This is a genomic window from Streptomyces sp. NPDC002888 (genome assembly GCF_042888465.1).
In the GTDB taxonomy this organism is placed as follows: domain Bacteria; phylum Actinomycetota; class Actinomycetes; order Streptomycetales; family Streptomycetaceae; genus Streptomyces.
Genome location: NZ_JBIAPU010000038.1, coordinates 101,794 through 122,687, shown reverse-complemented (window position 1 = coordinate 122,687; position 20,894 = coordinate 101,794). Strand labels below are relative to the sequence as shown.

18 protein-coding genes and 1 rRNA gene are annotated in these 20,894 nt (G+C 72.5%); 13 read left to right on the top strand and 6 right to left on the bottom strand.

The window, feature by feature from the left end; genetic code table 11:
- A 5S ribosomal RNA gene (rrf, locus tag ACFYWX_RS42260) occupies window positions 1–87 on the top strand; the annotation flags it as partial.
- Window positions 88–1,113: 1,026 nt separating this feature from the next.
- On the top strand, window positions 1,114–1,890 hold the full coding sequence (locus ACFYWX_RS42255; protein ID WP_389430573.1) for a hypothetical protein: 777 nt from the start codon (window positions 1,114–1,116) through the stop codon (window positions 1,888–1,890).
- 75 nt (window positions 1,891–1,965) lie between these two features.
- On the opposite strand, the gene ACFYWX_RS42250 is transcribed toward ACFYWX_RS42255, so the two are convergent.
- The gene (locus ACFYWX_RS42250) at window positions 1,966–3,249 is read right to left on the bottom strand and encodes a DUF1015 domain-containing protein (protein WP_389430563.1); all 1,284 of its coding nucleotides are present in this window, start codon (window positions 3,247–3,249) and stop codon (window positions 1,966–1,968) included.
- A 73-nt stretch (window positions 3,250–3,322) separates the two neighbouring features.
- Here ACFYWX_RS42250 and ACFYWX_RS42245 point away from each other — a divergent pair, with 73 nt between their 5' ends.
- The 4 genes from ACFYWX_RS42245 to ACFYWX_RS42230 all read left to right on the top strand — a co-directional run bounded on the left by ACFYWX_RS42245 (window position 3,323) and on the right by ACFYWX_RS42230 (window position 7,440).
- Window positions 3,323–4,351: an HAD-IIA family hydrolase gene (locus ACFYWX_RS42245; protein WP_389430560.1), complete on the top strand. Its 1,029-nt coding sequence runs from the start codon at window positions 3,323–3,325 to the stop codon at window positions 4,349–4,351.
- Between the two features lie 118 nt (window positions 4,352–4,469).
- Entirely contained in the window at window positions 4,470–5,513 is a 1,044-nt protein-coding gene (locus ACFYWX_RS42240) for a FecCD family ABC transporter permease (RefSeq protein ID WP_389430558.1), read from the top strand.
- On the top strand, window positions 5,510–6,577 hold the full coding sequence (locus tag ACFYWX_RS42235) for a FecCD family ABC transporter permease (RefSeq protein WP_389430557.1): 1,068 nt from the start codon (window positions 5,510–5,512) through the stop codon (window positions 6,575–6,577). Before ACFYWX_RS42240 ends, ACFYWX_RS42235 begins: the two co-directional genes overlap by 4 nt.
- A complete protein-coding gene (locus ACFYWX_RS42230) occupies window positions 6,574–7,440 on the top strand; it encodes an ABC transporter ATP-binding protein (RefSeq protein WP_389430555.1) in 867 nt (288 codons plus the stop codon). Before ACFYWX_RS42235 ends, ACFYWX_RS42230 begins: the two co-directional genes overlap by 4 nt.
- Here the strand turns inward: ACFYWX_RS42230 and ACFYWX_RS42225 are convergent.
- The gene (locus ACFYWX_RS42225; RefSeq protein WP_389430553.1) at window positions 7,424–7,771 is read right to left on the bottom strand and encodes an SCP2 sterol-binding domain-containing protein; all 348 of its coding nucleotides are present in this window, start codon (window positions 7,769–7,771) and stop codon (window positions 7,424–7,426) included. The two genes, ACFYWX_RS42230 and ACFYWX_RS42225, sit on opposite strands and share 17 nt — an antisense overlap.
- 42 nt (window positions 7,772–7,813) lie before the next feature.
- Here ACFYWX_RS42225 and ACFYWX_RS42220 point away from each other — a divergent pair, with 42 nt between their 5' ends.
- The 5 genes from ACFYWX_RS42220 (at window position 7,814) to ACFYWX_RS42200 (ending at window position 13,121) form a co-directional block, all read left to right on the top strand.
- Window positions 7,814–8,113 (top strand): hypothetical protein, encoded by a 300-nt coding sequence (locus ACFYWX_RS42220; protein ID WP_389430552.1) that lies wholly within the window; start codon window positions 7,814–7,816, stop codon window positions 8,111–8,113.
- Window positions 8,114–8,120: 7 nt separating this feature from the next.
- Entirely contained in the window at window positions 8,121–8,936 is an 816-nt protein-coding gene (locus ACFYWX_RS42215; protein ID WP_389430551.1) for a TlyA family RNA methyltransferase, read from the top strand.
- The gene (locus ACFYWX_RS42210; protein WP_133929214.1) at window positions 8,933–9,838 is read left to right on the top strand and encodes an NAD kinase; all 906 of its coding nucleotides are present in this window, start codon (window positions 8,933–8,935) and stop codon (window positions 9,836–9,838) included. Before ACFYWX_RS42215 ends, ACFYWX_RS42210 begins: the two co-directional genes overlap by 4 nt.
- 185 nt (window positions 9,839–10,023) lie before the next feature.
- Window positions 10,024–11,742 (top strand): DNA repair protein RecN, encoded by a 1,719-nt coding sequence (gene recN, locus ACFYWX_RS42205; RefSeq protein WP_389430571.1) that lies wholly within the window; start codon window positions 10,024–10,026, stop codon window positions 11,740–11,742.
- A 242-nt stretch (window positions 11,743–11,984) separates the two neighbouring features.
- On the top strand, window positions 11,985–13,121 hold the full coding sequence (locus ACFYWX_RS42200) for a glycosyltransferase family 4 protein (RefSeq protein WP_389430550.1): 1,137 nt from the start codon (window positions 11,985–11,987) through the stop codon (window positions 13,119–13,121).
- Here ACFYWX_RS42200 and ACFYWX_RS42195 read toward each other — a convergent pair.
- Window positions 13,085–13,426, bottom strand: a complete 342-nt coding sequence (locus tag ACFYWX_RS42195; protein ID WP_389430548.1) for an ArsR/SmtB family transcription factor — start codon at window positions 13,424–13,426, stop codon at window positions 13,085–13,087. The two genes, ACFYWX_RS42200 and ACFYWX_RS42195, sit on opposite strands and share 37 nt — an antisense overlap.
- Before the next feature lie 119 nt (window positions 13,427–13,545).
- Between ACFYWX_RS42195 and ACFYWX_RS42190 the strand changes: the two genes are divergently transcribed.
- Window positions 13,546–14,544, top strand: a complete 999-nt coding sequence (locus tag ACFYWX_RS42190; RefSeq protein ID WP_389430546.1) for a zinc-dependent alcohol dehydrogenase family protein — start codon at window positions 13,546–13,548, stop codon at window positions 14,542–14,544.
- A gap of 13 nt (window positions 14,545–14,557) precedes the next feature.
- On the opposite strand, the gene ACFYWX_RS42185 is transcribed toward ACFYWX_RS42190, so the two are convergent.
- Window positions 14,558–16,201 carry a PucR family transcriptional regulator gene (locus tag ACFYWX_RS42185; RefSeq protein WP_389430544.1) on the bottom strand — a complete coding sequence of 548 codons (1,644 nt, stop codon included), beginning with the start codon at window positions 16,199–16,201 and terminating at the stop codon, window positions 14,558–14,560.
- Between the two features lie 80 nt (window positions 16,202–16,281).
- Here ACFYWX_RS42185 and ACFYWX_RS42180 point away from each other — a divergent pair, with 80 nt between their 5' ends.
- On the top strand, window positions 16,282–17,238 hold the full coding sequence (locus ACFYWX_RS42180) for an LLM class F420-dependent oxidoreductase (protein WP_389430543.1): 957 nt from the start codon (window positions 16,282–16,284) through the stop codon (window positions 17,236–17,238).
- Here the strand turns inward: ACFYWX_RS42180 and ACFYWX_RS42175 are convergent.
- Together ACFYWX_RS42175 and ACFYWX_RS42170 are read right to left on the bottom strand one after the other, a co-directional pair.
- The gene (locus ACFYWX_RS42175) at window positions 17,225–18,607 is read right to left on the bottom strand and encodes an FAD-binding oxidoreductase (protein ID WP_389430542.1); all 1,383 of its coding nucleotides are present in this window, start codon (window positions 18,605–18,607) and stop codon (window positions 17,225–17,227) included. The two genes, ACFYWX_RS42180 and ACFYWX_RS42175, sit on opposite strands and share 14 nt — an antisense overlap.
- 100 nt (window positions 18,608–18,707) lie before the next feature.
- Window positions 18,708–20,510 (bottom strand): glycoside hydrolase family 15 protein, encoded by a 1,803-nt coding sequence (locus ACFYWX_RS42170; RefSeq protein WP_389430569.1) that lies wholly within the window; start codon window positions 20,508–20,510, stop codon window positions 18,708–18,710.
- Window positions 20,511–20,894 lie beyond the last annotated feature (384 nt).

Below are 20,894 nucleotides of genomic sequence, written 5' to 3'. Positions count from 1 at the left end.
GGTTACATTTCGAACCCGGAAGCTAAGCCTCACAGCGCCGATGGTACTGCAGGGGGGACCCTGTGGGAGAGTAGGACGCCGCCGAACAATCTTTGGAGGACCCCTGGTCCCAGCGTTCAGCTGGGGCCAGGGGTCCTTTTCGTTTTTCCAGGGCGCATCGGGTACTCGATTGCGCGAGAATGACTTGCGGTACCGAAGACAGGAGTCACCATGTCCACCAACTCTCCCGACGATCGACCGGAGCGCGACCAGCGGCGACGGGACAGTGGGGACCGCGGCGATCGCGGCGGGTACCGCGGGGACCGTGGCGGCTTCCGGCGCGACAACGACCGCCGCGACAACGACCGTAACGACCGCGGTGGTTACGGCGCCCGTCGTGACGACCGACGCGACGGCGACCGTGGCGGTCACGGCCGTCGCGACGACCGTGGTGGTGACCGTCGCGACGACCGCCGTGGGGACGACCGTGGTGGTGACCGTGGCGGGTTCCGCCGCGACGACAACCGCGGTGGCGGCTACGGCGGCCGGCGTGACGACCGCCGAGGCGACGACCGCGGTGGGCCGCGCCCCTCGTTCCAGCGTGACGACCGTGACCGTGGGCCTCGCCGTGACGACCGCGACCGCGGCTTCCGCCGTGACGACCGGAGCGACCGGACCGACCGCGGTGACCGTCCCCCCTTCCGCCGTGACGACCGTGGCGGGCGCCCGGAGCGTCGGGATGACGACCGCGGCGGGTTCCGCCGCGACGACAACCGCGGTGGCGGCTACGGCGGCCGTCGCGACGACCGCCGAGGCGACGACCGCGGTGATCGCGGCGGGTTCCGCCGTGACGACCGTGGCGGCCGCCCGGAGCGTCGGGATGACGACCGCGGTGGCTTCCGTCGCGACGACGAGCGCACCGGTTTCCGGCGTGACGACCACCGGGGCGAACGCGGCGAGCGCGGTGGGTTCCGGGGTCGGGACGACCGTGGTGGACACGGGCCGCGTCGGGACGACCGGGGCGGTCGGCCGGGCGGCTTCCGGGGCCGGGACGACCGGCGTGGTGGCGGCGCCGGGCGGTTCCGCGAGGGTGGGGACCGGGACCGGGATCGTGACCGCGAGCCGATCAAGCGGCTGCCGATCCCCGAGGACGTCACGGGCGACGAGATCGACAAGGACGTACGACAGGAGCTCCAGAGCCTGCCGAAGACGCTGGCGGAGGACGTCGCCAAGAACCTGGTGATGGTCGCCCGGCTCATCGACGAGGACCCCGAGGGTGCTTACGGCTACTCCAAGGTCGCGTTGCGGCTGGCGTCGCGTGTCGCCGCGGTGCGGGAGGCGGCCGGGTTCGCCGCGTACGCGACCCAGAAGTACAGCGAGGCGCTCGGCGAGTTCCGGGCAGCGCGGCGGATGACCGGCAGCGTGGAGCTGTGGCCCGTCATGGCCGACTGCGAGCGTGGGCTCGGGCGGCCGGAGAAGGCTCTGGACATGGCCGGCGCACCCGAGGTGAACAAGCTCGACAAGGCTGGGCAGGTCGAGATGCGGCTCGTCGCGGCCGGCGCCCGGCGTGACATGGGCCAGCTGGACGCGGCCATCGTGACGCTGCAGAGCCCCGAGCTGGCTTCCGGCTCCGTCCAGCCGTGGACCGCGCGGCTGCGGTACGCGTACGCCGACGCGCTGCTCGCCGCCGGGCGGGAAGGCGAGGCGCGGGAGTGGTTCGCGAAGGCCGTGGAGGCCGACCGGGACGGCAGCACGGACGCCTCCGACCGGCTCGCCGAGATGGACGGGGTGGATTTCGTCGACGCCCTGGACGACGACGAGGACGACAACGAGGACGACAACGAGGGCGGTGAGTCCCCGGAGACCCAGGCGGACCGCGCCGACGGCCCTGAGGGTGACGACAAGGACTGACGTCCGTGTGAGTGAAGGGGCGGGATCCCGTATCAGGGATCCCGCCCCTTTCGTATGCCCCCGTGGGCGGGCCTCTCAGAGATCCAGCGCCCGCAGGACCAGGCCCGACGCCGGCTTCGGGCCGAAGGACGTGGACTTACGGGGCATGGTGACGCCCTGGCGGGCGAGGTCGCGGACGACTTCCTCGCGGACCGGGTGCAGGAGTACCGCAGTACCGCCGTCGCGTTCCGCCTTCGCGACGGTGGCCGCCGTGTCGTGGATGTAGGCGATGTGCGCGGGGGAGTCCTCGGGGATGCGCCAGACGTGGTCGAGGAGCGTGGCGTGCAGGACGGTCGCGTCCAGCGTGCGCCAGGCGGCGGGGTGTTCGGCGGGGACCGTGCGGGACAGGAGGGCCGGGTCCGGGCGGTCGACGAGGTGGAAGGCACCGTCGCCGGCCAGGAGGAAGGCGTTGCCTTCGCAGGTCGCGTCGGCCAGCGCGTCGAGGGCCTGCGCCAAGGGCACGTCGAGACGGCGTACGCGGAACAGACCGTCCAGGGCGGACAGGGCGTCGGCCACGGGCAGGCCGTGCAGGAGGCGGTGGATGGCGCGGACGCGCAGGGGGTAGCGGGCCGTGTCGACGAGGAGGACCAGGCCGTAGTCCCAGGGGCTGGGGGAGGGGTGCTCGGCGCGGAGCCGGAGGTAGGTCGCCCAGCGGTGGTGGCCGTCGGCGATCAGGGCCTGGTGGCGGGCGAGGTCCTTTTGGACGCAGGCCACTTCGGCGGGGTCGGTGACCGACCAGAGGCGGTGGCTGAAGCCGTCCTCGGTGGTCGTGTCGAGGAGCGGGGGCCGGTCGGAGGCGCGTTCCACCACCTCGGCCGCCGAGCCGTTGCCGCGGTACGTCAGGAGCAGGGGCTCCAGGTTCGCGGAGGTGGCCCGCATCAGGGCCGCCCGGTCGGCGACGACGTGCGGCATGACGTCCTCGTGGGGCAGGACCACGCCCTCGGACGGCTCGGAGACGCGCAGGGCGCCGATGAGGCCGCGCTGGACCATGCCGTCGCCGTCGCGCTGCTCGTAGACGTACAGGCCCGGTTCGGGGTCGGCGGTCAGGATGCCCTCGTCGAGCCAGTGGCGCAGGGTGTTGGCGGCCTGGTCGTTGCGGGCGGTGGGGGTGGTGGCCTGGGGGAGGATCAGCCGGACGATGTTGTAGGGGTCCGCGGACTGGAGATGGTGCAGGCCGTCGGGGCGGACGACGACGTCGTACGGAGGGGAGGTCACGGCGGCCAGGCTGCCGACCCGGTCGGGGTCGTAGCGCAGGCCTCGGAACGGGGTGAGTTCCAGGCCTCGGCGCGCCGTTGCTTCCGAGTGACCCGCTGTGTTCATCCCGGCATCGTACGTGTGTCAGTGGCATGCGGGATGATCGGGGGAAAGGCGAGCGAACGAGGAGCGATGTGCAATGAGCCGGAGCGTCAGGACGAAGCCCGAGGGCAGTGGGCAGGCCCTGAGCGAGGCGTACGACACGGCGCTGCTCGACCTGGACGGCGTGGTGTACGCGGGCGGGAACGCGATCGTGCACGCGGTCGAGTCGCTCGACACGGCTCGCGCGGGCGGGATGCGTCTCGCGTACGTCACCAACAACGCGCTGCGCACCCCGGACACGGTGGCCGAACATCTGACCGAGCTGGGGATACCGACGGGGGCGGACGACGTCATCACGTCGGCGCAGGCGGTGGCCCGGCTGATCAGTGAGCAGATGCCCAGGCGCGCGCGGGTGTTGGTCATCGGCGGGGAGGGGCTGCGGGTGGCGCTGCGGGAGCGGGGGCTCGTGCCGGTGGAGTCCGCCGACGACGATCCCGCCGCCGTCGTGCAGGGATACGGCGGGCCCGACCTGCCCTGGGGGCGGTTCGCGGAGGCGTCGTACGCCGTCGCGCGGGGGGTGCCGTGGTTCGCGTCCAACACCGACCTGACGATTCCGAGCGGGCGGGGGATCGCGCCGGGTAACGGGGCTGCGGTCGAGGTCGTGCGGATCGCGACCGGAGCCGAGCCGCAGGTGGCGGGCAAGCCGTTGCCGCCGATGCACCGGGAGACGGTTCTGCGGACGGGTGCCGAGCGGCCGCTGGTGGTCGGGGACCGGCTGGACACGGACATCGAGGGCGCGTTCAACGGCGGGGTCGACTCGCTGCTGGTGCTGACCGGTGTCACCGACGGCGCGCAGTTGCTGGCCGCGCCGCCGCAGCATCGGCCGACCTACGTCGACGCGGATCTGCGCGGGCTGCTCACCGGGCAGCCGGAGGTCACGGAGTCCGACGGCGGGTTCCGGTGCGGTGGGTGGACGGCGACCCCCGGTGACGAGCGGTTGGAACTCGACGGTGAGGGCGAGGCGTTGGACGGCCTCCGGGCGCTGTGCGCGGCGGCCTGGACGGTGGCCGGGGAGGGCAGCTGCGCACTGGACGGGGGTAAGGCGCTGGCACGGCTCGGGTTGTGAGGCGGACCGGCGCCCGGCCGGTGAACGTGGGTGATGGGCCCGCGACCGGCCTGTGAACCCGAGGCCGGACGCCGACCAGGGATCCAAGGAAAATGGGAGGGTAGGCTAACCTAACTACGTGTTGGTCGACAGTCCCCCAGAACAGCGCGCGGAGACCGCTCCCGCGCCACCGAGCCGCCGGGCGATACGGACCCTTGGGCTCGTCCTCTCTGTCCTGATCCTGGCGCTCGTCGCTCTGGCGAGCATCGCGATCGGCGCGAAGGAGCTGTCCGTCGCACAGGTCTGGCACGGCCTGTTCGAGAACTCGGGGACATACGGCGACGTCGTGGTCGACGAGCGGCTGTCGCGGACCGTGCTCGGACTGCTCGCCGGCGCCGCGCTCGGCCTGTCCGGGGCCGTGCTCCAGGCGTTGACGCGCAATCCGCTGGCCGACCCGGGGCTGCTCGGTATCAACGCGGGCGCCTCGGCCGCGGTCGTCACGGCGGTGACCTATCTGGGTGTCACGAGCCTGACCGGCTATGTGTGGTTCGCGTTCTTCGGGGCGGCCGCCGTCGGTGCGCTGGTCTGGTTCCTGGGCGGCAGCCGGGGTGCCACTCCCGTACGGCTCGCGCTCGCCGGTACGGCGATCAGTGCCGCGCTCTACGGCTACCTCCAGGCCGTGATGATCATGGATGGCGCGGCGCTGGCCAAGATGCGCTTCTGGACGGTGGGTTCGCTGTCGTCCGCGACCGACGAGACCATCCGGCAGGTACTGCCGTTCCTCGCCGTCGGCACCGTCCTCGCGCTCGCGCTCGCCCGGCCGCTCAACGCGATGGCCATGGGCGACGACACCGCCAAGGCACTCGGCGCCAACCTGAACCGCACCCGGGCGCTGTCGATGCTCGCCGCGACCGTGCTGTGCGGGGCCGCGACCGCCGCCTGCGGGCCGATCGTGTTCGTCGGGCTGATGGTGCCGCACGTCGTGCGTTCCTTCACCGGGCCCGACCTGCGCTGGATCCTGCCGTACGCGACCGTCCTGTCGCCCGTGCTGCTGCTCGGCGCCGACGTGATCGGCCGGGTCGTCGCCCGGCCCTCGGAGCTCCAGGTCGGCATCGTCACCGCGATCATCGGCGGCCCGGTCTTCATCTATCTCGTACGACGGCGGAGGACGGCACAGCTGTGAAGACCGCAGACAAGAGCACCCGGGTCGCCCGCGGTACCCGGGCCCTGCGTACCCCGGGCGGGCTCTCTGTCCGGCTGGACGTCCGCGCGCTGACCGTCGTCGTCCTGCTGCTGCTCGCCGCGCTCGTCGCGAGCGTCGCGCTGATCGGCACCGGCGACTTTCCCATCCCGGCCTCCGACGTACTGAAGACGCTGTTCGGGGACGGCAACCGGGGGCAGGAGTTCATCGTCAACCAGCTGCGGCTGCCGCGGGTCCTCGTCGGGCTCCTGGTCGGCGCCTCGCTGGGACTGGGCGGCGCGCTGTTCCAGGCCATCTCCCGCAATCCGCTGGGCAGCCCGGACGTGCTCGGCCTCGGGCAGGGCGCGACGGCGGGCGCGCTCGTGATGATCGTGCTGTTCTCCGGGAGCGCGAGCGAGGTCACCCTCGGGGCGCTCGTGGGCGGGCTGGTCACCGGCGCCGCCATCTACCTGCTGTCCTGGAAGCGGGGCGTGCACGGCTACCGGCTGGTGCTGGTCGGCATCGGTGTCTCGGCGATCGTCACGGCGGTCAACGGCTATCTGCTCACCAAGGCGGACCTCGTCGACGCGGCCCGCGCGGTCGTGTGGATGACTGGGTCCCTCAACGGCCGTGACTGGGAGCAGGTCGGGCCGCTGTCCGCCCTGTGCGCGGTGCTCGTGCCGCTCGTCCTCGCCAACGCGCGCGGGCTGCGGATGATGGAGATGGGCGACGACGTCTCGGGCGCGCTCGGCGTGCGTGTGGAGCGCGTACGGCTGCTGCTGATGGTCGCCGCCGTGCTGCTCACCGCGTCCGCCACCGCCGCCGCGGGCCCCGTCAGCTTCGTTGCGCTCACCGCGCCGCAGCTCGCCCGGCGTCTGACCCGCTCGCCCGGACCGAACCTCCTGCCGTCCCTGTGCATGGGCGCCGCCTTGCTCGTCACCGCCGACTGGGCCTCGCAGCGGGCGTTCGGCGCCGACCAGTTGCCCGTGGGCGTGGTCACCGGCGTCCTCGGCGGCCTCTATCTGCTCTGGCTGCTGGTCACCGAGCGCAAGGCGGGCCGGATATGAGCGCCGGCACGAGTGTCAGCCCCGGCCAGAACACCCCAAGGAGTACCGTGAACCGCCTGTCCGCCGAGAACGTCACCCTCGCCTACGATCAGCGCGTCATCGCTGAACAGTTGTCGGTGGAGATCCCCGACAACTCCTTCACCGTGATCGTCGGTCCGAACGCGTGTGGCAAGTCGACGCTTCTGCGGGCCCTGTCGCGGATGCTGAAGCCGTCTCAGGGGCGGGTGCTGCTCGACGGGCAGGTCATCCAGTCGATGCCCGCGAAGAAGGTCGCGCGGACGCTGGGGCTGCTGCCGCAGTCCTCGATCGCGCCCGACGGGATCACGGTCGCCGACCTGGTGGGCCGCGGCCGCTACCCGCACCAGGGCATCCTGCGCCAGTGGTCGGCCGAGGACGAGCGGGTGGTCCAGGAGTCCATGGCGCAGACCGGGGTCGCCGAGCTGGCCGAACGGTACGTGGACGAGCTGTCGGGCGGTCAGCGTCAGCGCGTGTGGATCGCCATGGCGCTCGCGCAGCAGACGCCGCTGCTGCTGCTCGACGAGCCGACGACATTCCTGGACATCCAGCACCAGATCGACGTGCTCGACCTGTGCGCCGAGCTGCACGAGGAGCAGGGCCGCACGCTCGTCGCCGTCCTGCACGACCTCAACCACGCGGCCCGCTACGCCACCCACCTGATCGCGCTGAAGGGTGGCGAGGTCATCGCGCAGGGCGCGCCGAGCGACGTCGTCACGGCCGAGCTGGTCGAGGACGTCTTCGGGCTGCGCTGCCAGGTCATCGACGACCCGGAGACGGCGACCCCGCTGGTGGTGCCGGCGGCGCGCAAGGCACGCGTACGCGTGACGGCTACAGAAGCTTCCTGAGCCGGAACAGGTCGAGCAGGCTCGCCTCCAGTTTCACCCGGCCCGTGCCCCAGGCCTTCGCGAAGTTCAGCCCGCCGTCGACCAGCGCCACCAGGTCTTCGCCGGTCATGGTCAGCCTGATCTCGGCCTTCTCGCGCGGAGGGCCTTCCAGGGTGTCGGACACCTCGATGCGGCCGCCGGTGAGGCGGCCCACGAAGGTGACGTCCAAATCGGTGATCAGGCAGCTCACCGAGCGGTCCAGGGCCGCCGCCGCGCGGACGTCCCCCTCGGCGCCCTGCATGTTGTCCGAGAGCTTCTCGAGTGCCGTACGGCACTCCTCAATCGTGGCCATCGCGATCGACGGTACCCCAGGGGTTCGGGGTAGCGTCTGGGCATGAGCGAGTCTGAGCCCGAGGTCGAGGCCTCGGGGGAAGCGATGGTTCCGGAAGAGGCGGTTCCGGGACCGCAGTACGACCCCGCCGCCCCCGCTCCGCTGAACGTGCCCCGCACCCCTACGGGCAACGCCGAGGTCGACGCGCGGCTGGAGCGGCTCGGTGACGCGGACCACCTCGCCACGGACGGACACGTCGAGGTGTACGAGGATGTACACCGGGGGCTGCGCGACGCGCTCACCGCGCTCGACGCCCGCCCGGAACCTCCGGCGCCCCCCTCGGCATCTAGTGGTAGGAGCTGAACCGAACGTGGCAGGAGTCGCACGTCGCCGTCTGGACGCGGAGCTGGTCCGCCGGAAACTCGCGCGCTCGCGCGAGCACGCCGGTCAGCTGATCGAAGCCGGGCGGGTCACCGTCGGCAAGACCGTCGCGACCAAGTCCGCCACACAGGTGGAGACCGCGGCCGCGATCGTGGTCGCCGCCGACGGCAGCGACCCGGACTACGTGTCCCGGGGCGGCCACAAGCTCGCCGGCGCGCTGGAGGCCTTCGTGCCGCAGGGGCTCGTCGTCGGCGGGCGGCGGGCGCTGGACGCCGGCGCGTCCACCGGTGGCTTCACCGACGTACTGCTGCGCGCGGGTGCCGCGCACGTCGTCGCCGTGGACGTCGGATACGGACAACTCGCATGGTCTCTGCAGAGCGATGAACGCGTCACTGTCAAGGACCGTACGAACGTACGCGAGTTGACGCTTGAAGCGATCGATGGGGAGCCTGTGGATCTTGTCGTGGGGGATCTGTCCTTCATCCCGCTCGGGCTGGTGCTGCCGGCCCTGGCGCGGTGCGTGAAGGCGGACGCCGACCTGGTGATGATGGTGAAGCCGCAGTTCGAGGTGGGGAAGGAACGGCTGGGCAGCGGGGGAGTCGTACGCAGTACGCAGCTGCGGGCCGAGGCCGTGCGGGGGGTCGCCGGCAAAGCCTGGGAGCTGGGTCTCGGGGTGAAGGGTGTGACGGCCAGTCCGCTGCCCGGACCCTCGGGCAACGTGGAGTACTTTCTCTGGCTGCGGTCCGGGGCTCCGGCACTGGACCCGGCCGATGTTGACCGTGCAGTTGCGGAGGGGCCGCGTTGACACAGAACCGAGCTCGTACTGTTTTCCTGCTCGCCCACACGGGGCGGCCAGCCGCCATCCGCAGTGCGGAGCTGGTGGTGAAGGGGCTGCTGCGATCGGGCATCGGCGTGCGCGTGCTGGAGTACGAGGCGCGCGACCTGCCGCTCTCGGACGAGGTGGAGCTGGTCAAGGAGGCGACTCCGCAGTGCCTCGACGGGTGTGAGCTGCTCATCGTGCTGGGCGGCGACGGGACGCTGCTGCGGGGGGCCGAGTTCGCGCGGGCGTCCGGGGTGCCGATGCTCGGGGTCAACCTCGGGCGGGTCGGGTTCCTCGCGGAGGCCGAGCGGGACGATCTCGACAAGGTCGTGGACCGGGTGGTGACGAAGGCGTACGAAGTCGAGGAGCGGATGACGGTCGACGTCGTCGTTCACCGGAACGGGGACATCGTCCACACGGACTGGGCGCTGAACGAGGCGGCCGTGCAGAAGGTGTCCGCGGAGAAGCTGCTCGAGGTCGTCCTCGAGATCGATGGGCGGCCGGTCACGGGGTTCGGGTGTGACGGGATCGTCCTGTCCACGCCGACGGGGTCCACCGCGTACGCGTTCTCGGCGGGTGGGCCTGTGGTGTGGCCCGAGGTCGAGGCGTTGTTGATGGTGCCGATCAGTGCGCACGCGCTGTTCGCGAAGCCGTTGGTGACGTCGCCGGATTCCGTGCTGGCGGTGGAGGTTCTGCCTCATATTCCGCCAGGGGTCCTGTGGTGTGACGGGCGCAGGACGGTGGAGTTGCCACCCGGGGCGCGGGTCGAGGTGCGCAGGGGGGCTGTGCCGGTTCGGTTGGCTCGGCTGCATCATGCTTCGTTCACGGATCGGCTGGTGGCGAAGTTCGCGTTGCCGGTTTCCGGGTGGCGGGGGGCGCCTCACTAGCCAACCGTGGGGGTGCCTCGGGAGGGTCGGCGGGTGCGGGTCGTTCTGGGCTGGTCGCGCCCACGTGGCGGAGCCGCATGTCGATACAGCCCCGCCCCTTTCGGGGCACTTCCCTCCTCCGGGTGACAAGGGCACCTCGCACTCGCTGCCGCGGACCTCGTAAGGTCTTCCCCGTGCTGGAGGAGATGCGGATACGGTCGCTCGGGGTCATTGACGACGCTGTCGTCGAGTTGTCGCCGGGGTTCACCGCCGTCACGGGCGAGACGGGTGCGGGTAAGACCATGGTGGTCACCAGCCTCGGGTTGCTGCTGGGCGGGCGGGCGGATGCGGCGCTCGTGCGGATCGGGGCCGAGAAGGCGGTCGTGGAGGGGCGGATCGCCCTGCCCTCGGGCGCCTCGGTGGTGGTACGGGCCGAGGAGGCCGGGGCCGACCTCGACGACGGGGCGTTGCTGATCAGCCGAACGGTTTCGGCCGAGGGGCGCTCGCGGGCGCACCTGGGCGGACGCAGTGTGCCCGTGGGGATGCTGGCCGAGCTCGCCGACGAGCTGGTGGCCGTGCACGGGCAGACCGACCAGCAGGGGCTGCTGAAGCTGTCCCGGCAGCGGCAGGCGCTCGACCGGTACGCGGGCGACGCGGTCGCCGTCCCGCTGGCGAAGTACGGCGAGGCGTACCGGCGGCTGCGGGCGGTCTCCGTGGAGCTGGAGGAGATCACGACACGCGCGCGTGAGCGGGCCCAGGAAGCCGACATGCTGCGGTACGGGCTCGACGAGATCGCAGGTGTGGAGCCGCGTGCCGGAGAGGACGTGGAGCTGGCGGAGGAGGCGGAGCGCCTCGGGCACGCGGAGGCGCTGTCCTCGGCCGCCACGGCCGCTCACGCCGCTCTGGCGGGCAATCCGGAGGACCCCGAGGGGATTGACGCCACGACCCTCGTCGCGGGCGCTCAGCGGGCCCTGGAGGCCGTACGGGCACATGATCCGGCGCTGGCGGCGCTCGCCGACCGGATCGGGGAGATCGGGATCCTGCTGGGCGACGTGGCGGGGGAGCTGGCGGGGTACGCCGACGACCTGGACGCCGATCCGCTGCGGCTGGCGGCCGTCGAGGAGCGGCGGGCCGCGCTGACCGCGCTGACGCGCAAGTACGGCGAGGACGTCGGCACGGTGCTCGTGTGGGCCGAGCGGAGTGCGACCCGGCTCACCGAGCTGGACTCCGACGACGAGCGCATCGACGAGCTGACCGGCGAGCGGGACGCGCTGCGGATCGAACTGGGCGGTCTTGCGCAGGCGCTGACCGACGCCCGTGCGGAGGCCGCCGAGCGGTTCGCCGCCGCCGTGACCGCCGAGCTGGCCTCGCTGGCCATGCCGCACGCGCGCGTGTCGTTCGACCTCCGGCAGACGGAGGACCCGGAGGGCGTGGAGGTCGGCGGGCGTGCGGTCGCCTACGGGCCGTCCGGTGTCGACGAGGTCGAGCTGCTGCTCGCGCCGCATCCCGGGGCGCCGCCCCGGCCCATCGCCAAGGGCGCGTCCGGTGGTGAGCTCTCGCGCGTGATGCTGGCCGTCGAGGTCGTGTTCGCGGGGACGGATCCCGTGCCGACGTATCTCTTCGACGAGGTCGACGCGGGCGTCGGTGGCAAGGCGGCCGTGGAGATCGGGCGGCGGCTCGCGCGGCTCGCGAAGACCGCGCAGGTCGTCGTGGTGACCCATCTACCGCAGGTGGCCGCCTTCGCCGACCGGCAGTTGCTGGTGGAGAAGACGAACGACGGGTCGGTGACGCGCTCCGGTGTGAAGGTGCTCGAAGGGGAGGACCGGATCAGGGAGTTGTCCCGGATGCTGGCCGGGCAGGAGGACTCGGAGACGGCTCGGGCCCATGCGGAGGAGCTGCTGGCGACGGCGCGGGAAGGCGCGTAGGGCCCGACGGCACGGGAGGGCGCACAGGACGGCGTTCGCGCAGACGCGCACTGATTCACTCGTGTGGGTGACACGCATGGGCTCCGGCCCGGTCACCGGCTCCTCGGCGTTCCCGGAACACCCGTGCGTCCTGGCATCCTTGGCGTAGAAGGGGGAGGAATTGCGCGGAACGCCACCGCGCGCGGTCCCTCTCTGTACGTTTCTTCGTGACCGTCCGATGCCGAACCAGGAGCCCCGGCCGCGTGAGCCCCGTGAGCAGCCCCGCACCGCACGGTCAGTCGTCGCTGCGCACCGTGCAGGTGCTGGGCGGCGGCAACGCCGGCAGCAGCGCCCATGTGCGCTCCCTGACCGCGGGGCTCGTCGCGCGGGGCGTGCGGGTCACGGTGTGCGCCCCCTCCGAGGCGGATCGCGCCTACGACTTCACGGGTGCCGGCGCCGAGCACGTGCATGTGCCGCGCAGCAGCGACCCGGGTTCTGTGGCGGCCCTGCGGGCGGCCTGCACGGACGCCGACCTGGTGCACGCGCACGGGCTGCACGCCTCCTTCCGCGCGGTGCTCGCCCTCAGCGGCCGGCGCACCCCGCTCGTCGTCACGTGGCACAACCGCGCGCACGCCGAGGGGGCGCGCGCCCATCTGCTGCGCCTGCTGGAGCGGCGGGTCGTGAAGGCGGCCTCCGTGGTGCTCGGGACCTCCTCCGACCTCGTGGACCGGGCGCGCCGGACGGGCGCGCGGGACGCCCGGCTGGCCGCCGTGGCGCTGCCCGTGCCCCGCGGGGACGACGGGATTGAGGAACCCGAGAGGCTGCGGCCCAAGGCGCGGGCCGAACTCGGCGCCATCGGCCGCCCGCTGCTGATGGCGGTCGGCTCCCTCGACCGGCACCGGGGGTACGACGTCCTGCTGGACGCCTCGCGCGCGTGGCGTGAGCTCGATCCCCTGCCGCTGGTCGTGATCGCGGGCGAGGGGCCGCAGCGGGCGGTGCTCCAGCGCCGTATCGAGGACGAGGAGCTGCCGGTGCGGCTCATCGGGCGGCGGGACGACGTGGGCGAGCTGCTCGCCGCCGCGGATCTGGCGCTGCTGCCGAGCAGGTGGGAGTCGCGGTCCGTGCTGGCCCAGGAGGCTCTCCACGCGCGCGTGCCGCTCGTCGCCGCGGACGTCGGCGGCATCCCCGAACTCGTCGGCGACGCCGCCGAACTCGTCCCGTACGGTGACGCGGACGCCCTCGCGGACGCCGTCGTAGGGCTGCTCGGCGACCCCGAGCGGTGCGAGGCCCTCCGGGAGCGGGGCGTGCGGCAGGCGGCCACCTGGCCGACGGAGGACGAGACCGTCGCCCAGGTCCTCAGCGTCTACGACGAGTTGACCCTGCCGCGGCCCCTGGCCTGAGCCCGAGCCGACGTCAGCGCGTCGAGCAGGCCCGGGAACACCTCGTCCATCTCGGCGCGGCGCAGGGTGTTCATCCGTGAGGTGCCGACGTAGTACTGCCGGATCAGGCCCGCCTCGCGCAGCACCTTGAAGTGATGGGTCGCGGTGGACTTGCTGACCGCCATCTCGAAGCCACCGCAGGCGATGTCCTCCCCGGAGGCCTCGAGCTGCGTGACGATGCTGCGGCGCACCGGGTCGACCAGGGCCTCCAGCACCTTCTGGAGATCGAACTGCGGCACCTCGGGGTGCGGCGGCGTGCGTTCCATGGGCCCACAGTACGGGAGCCGGCGCATAAGTTCGACCGATATCAAAGTTTGACGCCTATCGTACTTGTGCGTCACAGTGGGGCCGACCGCGTCAGCGCGAGCGAAACGGGGAGGACGGCATGACCAGGTCGGTGCGGTTCCACGAGGTGGGCGGGCCCGAGGTGTTGCGACTGGAGGAGGTGACAGTCGGCGAGCCCGGGCCCGGTGAGGTGCGGATCCGAGTGGACGCCATCGGGATCAACCGGGCCGAGGCGCTGTTCCGCAGCGACCGGTACATCGAGCCCGTCAGACAACTGCCCGCCGGGCTCGGCTACGAGGCCGCCGGCGTGATCGAGGCGGCCGGCCCCGGGGTGGGCGGGTTCACGGTGGGACAGGCGGTGAGCGTGCTGCCGATCTTCTCGCAGAACGACCACACCGTGTACGCCGAGCGGGCGATCGTCCCGGCGGCCGCACTCCTGGCCCGCCCGGACGGGGTGGACGCCGTCTCCGGCGCCGCCGTGTGGATGCCCTACCTCACGGCGTACGGCGGCATGGTCGAGGTGGGCGGTCTGCGGGCGGGGGACGTGGCGGTGATCGACGCGGCCTCCAGCAGCGTCGGCCTGGCCGCGATCCACACCGCCCTGCGCGTCGGCGCCACACCGCTCGCCGTCACCCGGACGAAGGACAAGCGGCAGCGCCTGCTGGAAGAGGGCGCCGCCGAGGTGATCGTCTCCGACGAGGAGGACGTGGCGGCCCGGGTGCTGGAGCTGACCGGCGGCCGAGGCGCCGAGTACGTCTTCGACGCCGTCGCCGGGCCCGGGGTGGTGGAACTGGCGCGCGCCGTGGCGGCCGACGGGACCATGATCCTTTGGGGCGCGCAGAGCGGGCAGCCCACCCCGTATCCCGGCTTCGAGCTGGGCATGCCCGCGCTGACCATGCGGACGTACACGATGCCGGAGACCTCCCGGGACCCGGAGCGGCTGCGGCGCGCGGTGGCGTACGTGACGTCGGGACTGCGCACCGGGGCCTTCCGCCCGGTCGTGGACCGGACGTTCCCCCTGGAGGAGATCGTGCGGGCGCATCAGCACCTGGAGTCCAACACGCAGTTCGGCAAGATCGTGGTCACCGTGGACCACTAGTGCCCCGGACCTGTCAGGGCACGTGCCGCCGTGCCCGCAGGGCCAGGCTCAGGGCCAGGACCGTGTGTGGGTCGTCCAGGTCGGTGCCGAGCAACTCGCCGATGCGGGCGAGGCGGTTGTAGAGGGTCTGGCGGTTGAGGTGGAGTTCGCGGGCCGTCTCCGCCTTGCGGCCGGCGTGGGCCAGGTAGGTCTCCAGTGTGGGCAGCAGCGGCGGCTTGGAGCGGTGGTCGTGGTCCTGGACCGGGCCGATCGCGCGGTCCACGAAGGCCGCCAGGTCGGGATGGTCGCGCAGCCGCCACAGGAGGAGGTCGATGTCGAGGCGGCGGGCGTCGTACCAGGGGCGGTCCGACAGGCCCTGCGCCGCGGTCGCCGTCTCGGCCGCGTGCCGCAGGCCCGCCGACGCCGCCGCCCAGCCGCCGGCCACCCCGACGACCACGACCGGCGGCTGCGCCCCCGGCCGCTGCATCCCGGCCCGCTCCACCCCGGCCCGCAGCGCCGCCGCCACCCGGTCCGCGACGGCCGAGCGCTCCGATTCCGAGCGCAGGCCCAGGAGCAGAGGGACGCGGCCCTCGACCGGTCGTACGCCCAGCAGGACCGGGACGCCCACCGCCGCCAGCTCCTCCGCGACCGCCCGCGCCAGCACCGCCCAGCCCCCGCCGGGGGAGAGCGTGTCGCCCAGCCGCATCACCACCGGCAGCAGCGGGCTGGTGCCCGGCCTGAAGCCCAGCACGCGCGCCTGTGCCGGGGCGTCCTCCGCCGTGATGCGGCCCTCGGCGAGGTCGGTGAGGAAGTCGCCGCGCCCCCGCGCCGCCAGCTCCTCCTCCTGCCGGGCCTGCATCAGCACGACGGCCAGGATGCCGGCGGCCCGTTCCGCGGCGATCCGATGCACGGGAGCGAGCGGGGCGCGCACGGGCAGCAGCGCGAGCCGGGCGCGCACGGAACCCGCCCCCGGGCCGCCTCCGGGCACGTCCACCAGCACCGAACCCGCAGGCGGCGGCGCGTCCTTGTGCGGTCCCCGCAGCCCCTCCCACACCTGGAGCGGATCCGCGCCCTCGGGGCCGGACCCGGCGGCGTACAGGAGCCGGCCGTCCGTCGTCTCCAGGAAGACCGGGTTGTCGCTGAAGTCCGCCAGAATGCCCAGCACCTGCGGAACCCCGCCGCCGCCCAGCAGCGCCTGAGTGCAGCGGCGATGCACCTCCTCCGCCCGCTGGAGCAGCGCGTAGTGGCCGTTGACGATCTCGGTGTGGATCTCCTCCGTGACCGTCACGAAGGGCACCTCGCGGTGCAGTTGGACCAGGGGCAGCCCGGCCGAGCGCGCCGTCTCGACGAGGGCGGCGGGCAGGCGGCTGAAGCGCGGGCCGAGCTCGATCACCAGCGCGGCGATCCCGCGCTCGGCCAGGGTGCGCACGAACGCCCGCTGCTCGGCCGGGCGGGTGCCGAGGCCGTAGCCGGTGCTCAGCAGCAACTCGCCGCCCTTGAGCAGTGAGGCGATGTTGGGCACCTCGCCGGCGTGCACCCAGCGCACGGTGCGCTCCAGCCGGTCGGCGCCCGCCAGGACCTCGGGAAGCCCGCTGCGCAGGCCGGGCAGCTCCAGTGCCCGCCGAACGGTGACGCCGGCGCCGTGGCTGTCGAATCGGTGGTCCGTGCGGCTGTCCATGCAGCGGACGCTACCTGCGCGGATGCCCCGGCGACATCTCCGCGGGCATACGGCACCGACGGCCGGGTAGCGGCGCCCTTATGGATATCAGTGTGGTCGCTGCGGCACGTGAGGACGACAGCCCGGTCGAGGAGCCGTTGCGCGTGGCGCAACTCGCCGACCGGCTCGGATATCGCGAGATCTGGGCGGGAGAGGGGGCGACGTGGGACTCGTTCGTCCTGGCGACCGCCATCGGACTGGCCACCGAACAGGCCGTGTTGACGGCCGGGCCGGTACCGGTGAACGTGCGGGACCCGCTCACGATCGCGCGAGGCGCCGCGTCGAGCGCCGCTCTCATCCGACGGCCCGTCGGTGTCGCGCTCGGCACGTCCAGCAAGCGGGTCGTCGAGGGCGTGCACGGCAGGCCCCGCCTGCGGCCCGCGGCCGCCATGGAGGAGAGCGCCGCGGCCCTGCGCGGTCTGCTGCACGGAGAGCCGGGCGAGCCGATCGTGCCCGGCAGCGCCTTCCTGCGGCGTCTGCCGCCGCCCGGTGGGCAGCTCACCGTGGCCGCGTTCGGCGACCGCGCCATCGCCACGGCCGCCGCGCACGCCGACCGCATGCTGCTGGACATCGTCTCCCCGGAGCAGGTGCGCGTCCTGCGCGCCAAGCTGCTCGCCGCGGCCGAGCGGGCGGGCCGTACCCCGCCGACGTTGGCCTCCTGGCTGCCCGCGGCCGTCGACCCCGACCCGAAGTCGCTCCGCCAGATCCTGGGCAGCATCGCCGGATATCTGACAGTGCCGGGCTACAGCGACATGTTCGTCGAGGCAGGCTTCGCCCCCGCCGTCGAACTGGCCGCCAAGGGCGCCGACCGCGAGACCCTGGTACGGGCCCTCCCCGCGGAGGCCGCCACCGCGGTCGGTCTGGTCGGTGACCTCGACACCGTGCGCGCCCGCATCGACGCCTACGCCGAGGCCGGCCTCGACGAGATCGCCCTGGTCCCGGCGACGGCGGGCGACCCGGCGGGGCAGCGCACGCTCACGGCGCTCAGGCCGGCCTGATGTTGTGGTTGAAACGGAACACGTTGTCCGGGTCGTAGTGCCGCTTCAACTCGGCAAGACGCCGGGCGTTCTCCCAGCCCAGGCCGGCGATCACCCGCTCCGGGCCCTCGTCGCCGATGAAGTTGAGGTAGACGTCGCCGGTGCTCCACGGCCGGGCGTCCTCCCGGACGTCCCGCACCCACCGCACGCTCCGCTCGTCGTCCGCCGGGTCCTCCCAGATCCCGAAGGGGTGCACGGCCCACGGCGCGTCCCGGTACGGCACGGGGTACTCGTGCGGGCCGTCGGCGATCGCGCCGCCCTGCGGGAACAGCACGTGCTGGGTGCCGGTCGGCACGGGCATGGAGTCGGCGCGGGCGCAGTAGACGTCCACGAACTCGTCGGGCGCGCCCGTCAGGTACTCCGCCGACCAGTAGTTCCGCATCCCCGGCGGATCGTCGATCATGCACTGCACGTCGGCGTACGGCGTCACCCCGACGACCTCAGCCTCGTGCGGCAGCGCCAGCAGCGGCTCGGCCAGCTTGCGCAGGTCCTCCTCGCCGCCCGCGTACGTCACCAGTGCTGCGCACAGCAGCGTGCCGACCAGGTGCGGCGGTACGAACTCCTCGGGCGGGGCGGTGAGGTAGATGACGGCGCCGCCCGTCTCGACCGGAGCGGCCGTGATCAGGTCGCGGTAGGTGCGGACGGCCTCGCGGCCGTGCTCCGGCAGGAACAGCACGAGCGCGATGGAGAACTGCGGCAGCTCGTGCAGCTTCAGGGTGAGCGCGGTGGCCACGCCGAAGTTGCCGCCGCCGCCGTGCAGGGCCCAGAACAGGTCCGGGTTCTCGTCGGCGCTCGCGTGGGTCCGGGAGCCGTCGGCGGTGACCAGCTCCACGCCGAGCAGGTTGTCGACGGCGAGGCCGAAGCAGCGGTCCAGCCAGCCGGTGCCGCCCCCCAGCACGAAGCCGCCCACACCGGTCGTGGAGGCCCGGCCGCCGGTCGTGGCCAGACCGTACGGCTGGGTCGCCCGGTCCAGATGGCTCATCGTGGCCCCGCCGCCGACCCGTACCGCCTCCGCCGCGGGGTGGACGGTCACCTCGTGCATCCGGCGCAGGTCGATCACCAGACCGCCGTCGTTGAGCGCCATGCCCGACACGCTGTGCCCGCCGCCGCGCACCGCGATCTTCAGGTCCAGGTCCCGGGCGAAACGCACCGACCGGACGACATCGGTCTCGTCCGCGCACTGCGCGATCACCGCCGGGCGCCGGTCGATCATCGCGTTGAACACCGCCCGGGCGTCGTCGTACCCCGGGTCCCCCGGCGCGAACACGTCGCCGGTCAGATCCTCGCGCAGCGCGGCGAGAGCCGCGCCCGCCTTCGAGAGGGGAGCCATGGCCGCCCCCTTCCGACATCAGGGGCTGGGTCTGCTTCCAGGCTAGGCGGGTGCGGGTCGTGGGTCCTGTTCAGGTGCGTTGCGTACGTGTGGTCCTGCTTCAGCCGCCGTACGCGCCGGACGCCGTCAGCCGCAGCGCGGTGTCGATCAGCGGAACGTGACTGAAGGCCTGGGGGAAGTTGCCGACCTGGCGCTTGAGGCGCGGGTCCCACTCCTCGGCCAGCAGACCGAGGTCGTTGCGCAGCGACAGCAGCTTCTCGAAGAGCTTGCGGGCCTCGTCCACGCGGCCGATCATCGCGAGGTCGTCCGCCATCCAGAACGAGCAGGCGAGGAACGCGCCCTCGTCGCCGGGGAGGCCGTCGACGCCCTCGTCGCCACCCGAGGTCGGGTAGCGCAGGATGAAGCCGTCCGGCGTGGACAGCTCGCGCTGGATCGCCTCGATCGTGCCGATGACGCGCTTGTCGTCCGGCGGCAGGAAGCCCATCTGCGGGATGAGCAGCAAGGACGCGTCCAGCTCCTTCGAGCCGTAGGACTGCGTGAAGGTGTTGCGCTCCTTGTCGTAGCCCTTCTCGCAGACGTCCCGGTGGATGTCGTCGCGCAGCTCGCGCCACTTCTCCAGCGGGCCGTCCGCGTCACCGGACTCGATCAGCTTGATCGTGCGGTCCACCGCGACCCAGGCCATGACCTTGGAGTGCACGAAGTGGCGGCGCGGGCCGCGCACCTCCCAGATGCCCTCGTCCGGCTCGTCCCAGTGGTCCTCGAGGTAGCGGATCAGCTTCAGCTGGAGCAGGGACGCGTAGTCGTTGCGGGCCAGGCCCGTCATGTGGCCCAGGTGCAGGGCCTCGGTGACCTCGCCGTAGACGTCCAGCTGGAGCTGGTGGGCGGCGCCGTTGCCGACGCGGACCGGAGCGGAGTTCTCGTAGCCGGGCAGCCAGTCCAGCTCCGCCTCGCCGAGCTCGCGCTCGCCGGCGATGCCGTACATGATCTGCAGGTTCTCCGGGTCACCGGCGACCGCGCGCAGCAGCCACTCGCGCCAGGCGCGGGCCTCCTCGCGGTAGCCGGTGCGCAGCAGCGAGGACAGGGTGATCGCCGCGTCGCGCAGCCACGTGTAGCGGTAGTCCCAGTTGCGGACGCCGCCGATGTCCTCGGGGAGCGAGGTCGTGGGCGCGGCGACGATGCCGCCGGTCGGGGCGTAGGTCAGGGCCTTCAGCGTGATCAGGGAGCGGACCACGGCCTCACGGTAGGGCCCGTGGTACGTGCAGTGCTCGACCCACTCGCGCCAGAAGTCCTCCGTGGCCTGCAGCGACTGCTCGGGCTCCGGCAGCGCGGGCGGCTCCTTGTGCGAGGGCTCCCACGAGATCGTGAACGCGATCCGGTCACCGGGGGCGACCGTGAAGTCCGCGTACGTCGTCAGCGACTTGCCGTAGGTCTCGGCCGTGGTGTCGAACCACACCGAGTCCGGGCCGGCGACGGCGACCGTGCGCCCCTCGTGCTTGTGCACCCACGGCACGATACGGCCGTACGAGAAACGCATCCGCAGGGCGGAGCGCATGGGCACGCGGCCGGAGACGCCCTCGACGATCCGGATCAGCTGCGGGGCACCGTCACGCGGGGGCATGAAGTCCGTCACACGAACGGTGCCGCGGGGGGTGTCCCACTCGGATTCCAGGATCAGCGAGTCGCCGCGATAGCTGCGCCGGGCCGCGGTCGGCGGCTCGGCGTCGGCGCCGTGCGCCGGGCCCAGCCGCCAGAATCCGTGTTCCTCGGTGCCCAGCAGACCGGCGAAGATGGCATGCGAGTCGAAGCGCGGCAGGCAGAGCCAGTCCACCGTGCCGTCACGGCAGACCAGCGCCGCTGTCTGCATGTCTCCGATGAGTGCGTAGTCTTCGATGCGCCCGGCCACGTGCAACTCCAGTCGAACGGCCACGTCGCCCCCGGGAAATACGGGGGCATTCGCTAATGCGGTCAAGGGGTCTTGGGTATGCGTCGTTGAGCGGTGAAGCAAAGCAGTCGCCCATGCCGTGTGGCAAAACGACAATTATTGCTCAACGAACTGACGAGCTCTCGTTGTTCCGGTGGGTACGGGCGGGGGTGGTGCCGCGTTCCCCGGCCGGGCTCGGCAGCGAGTGTCCGAGCAGGATACGACGCACGTAGATGATCTGTGTGCCGCTCCGCGCAACGCGGGTGGGCCGATCGGGTGAGCGACAGGTGAGAAACCCGTGCTCGACGCGCGTCTGTGTCGGCCCGTGAGCGGAGCGTGGCCGGAAGCCATCTCCCGCCGTCGCTG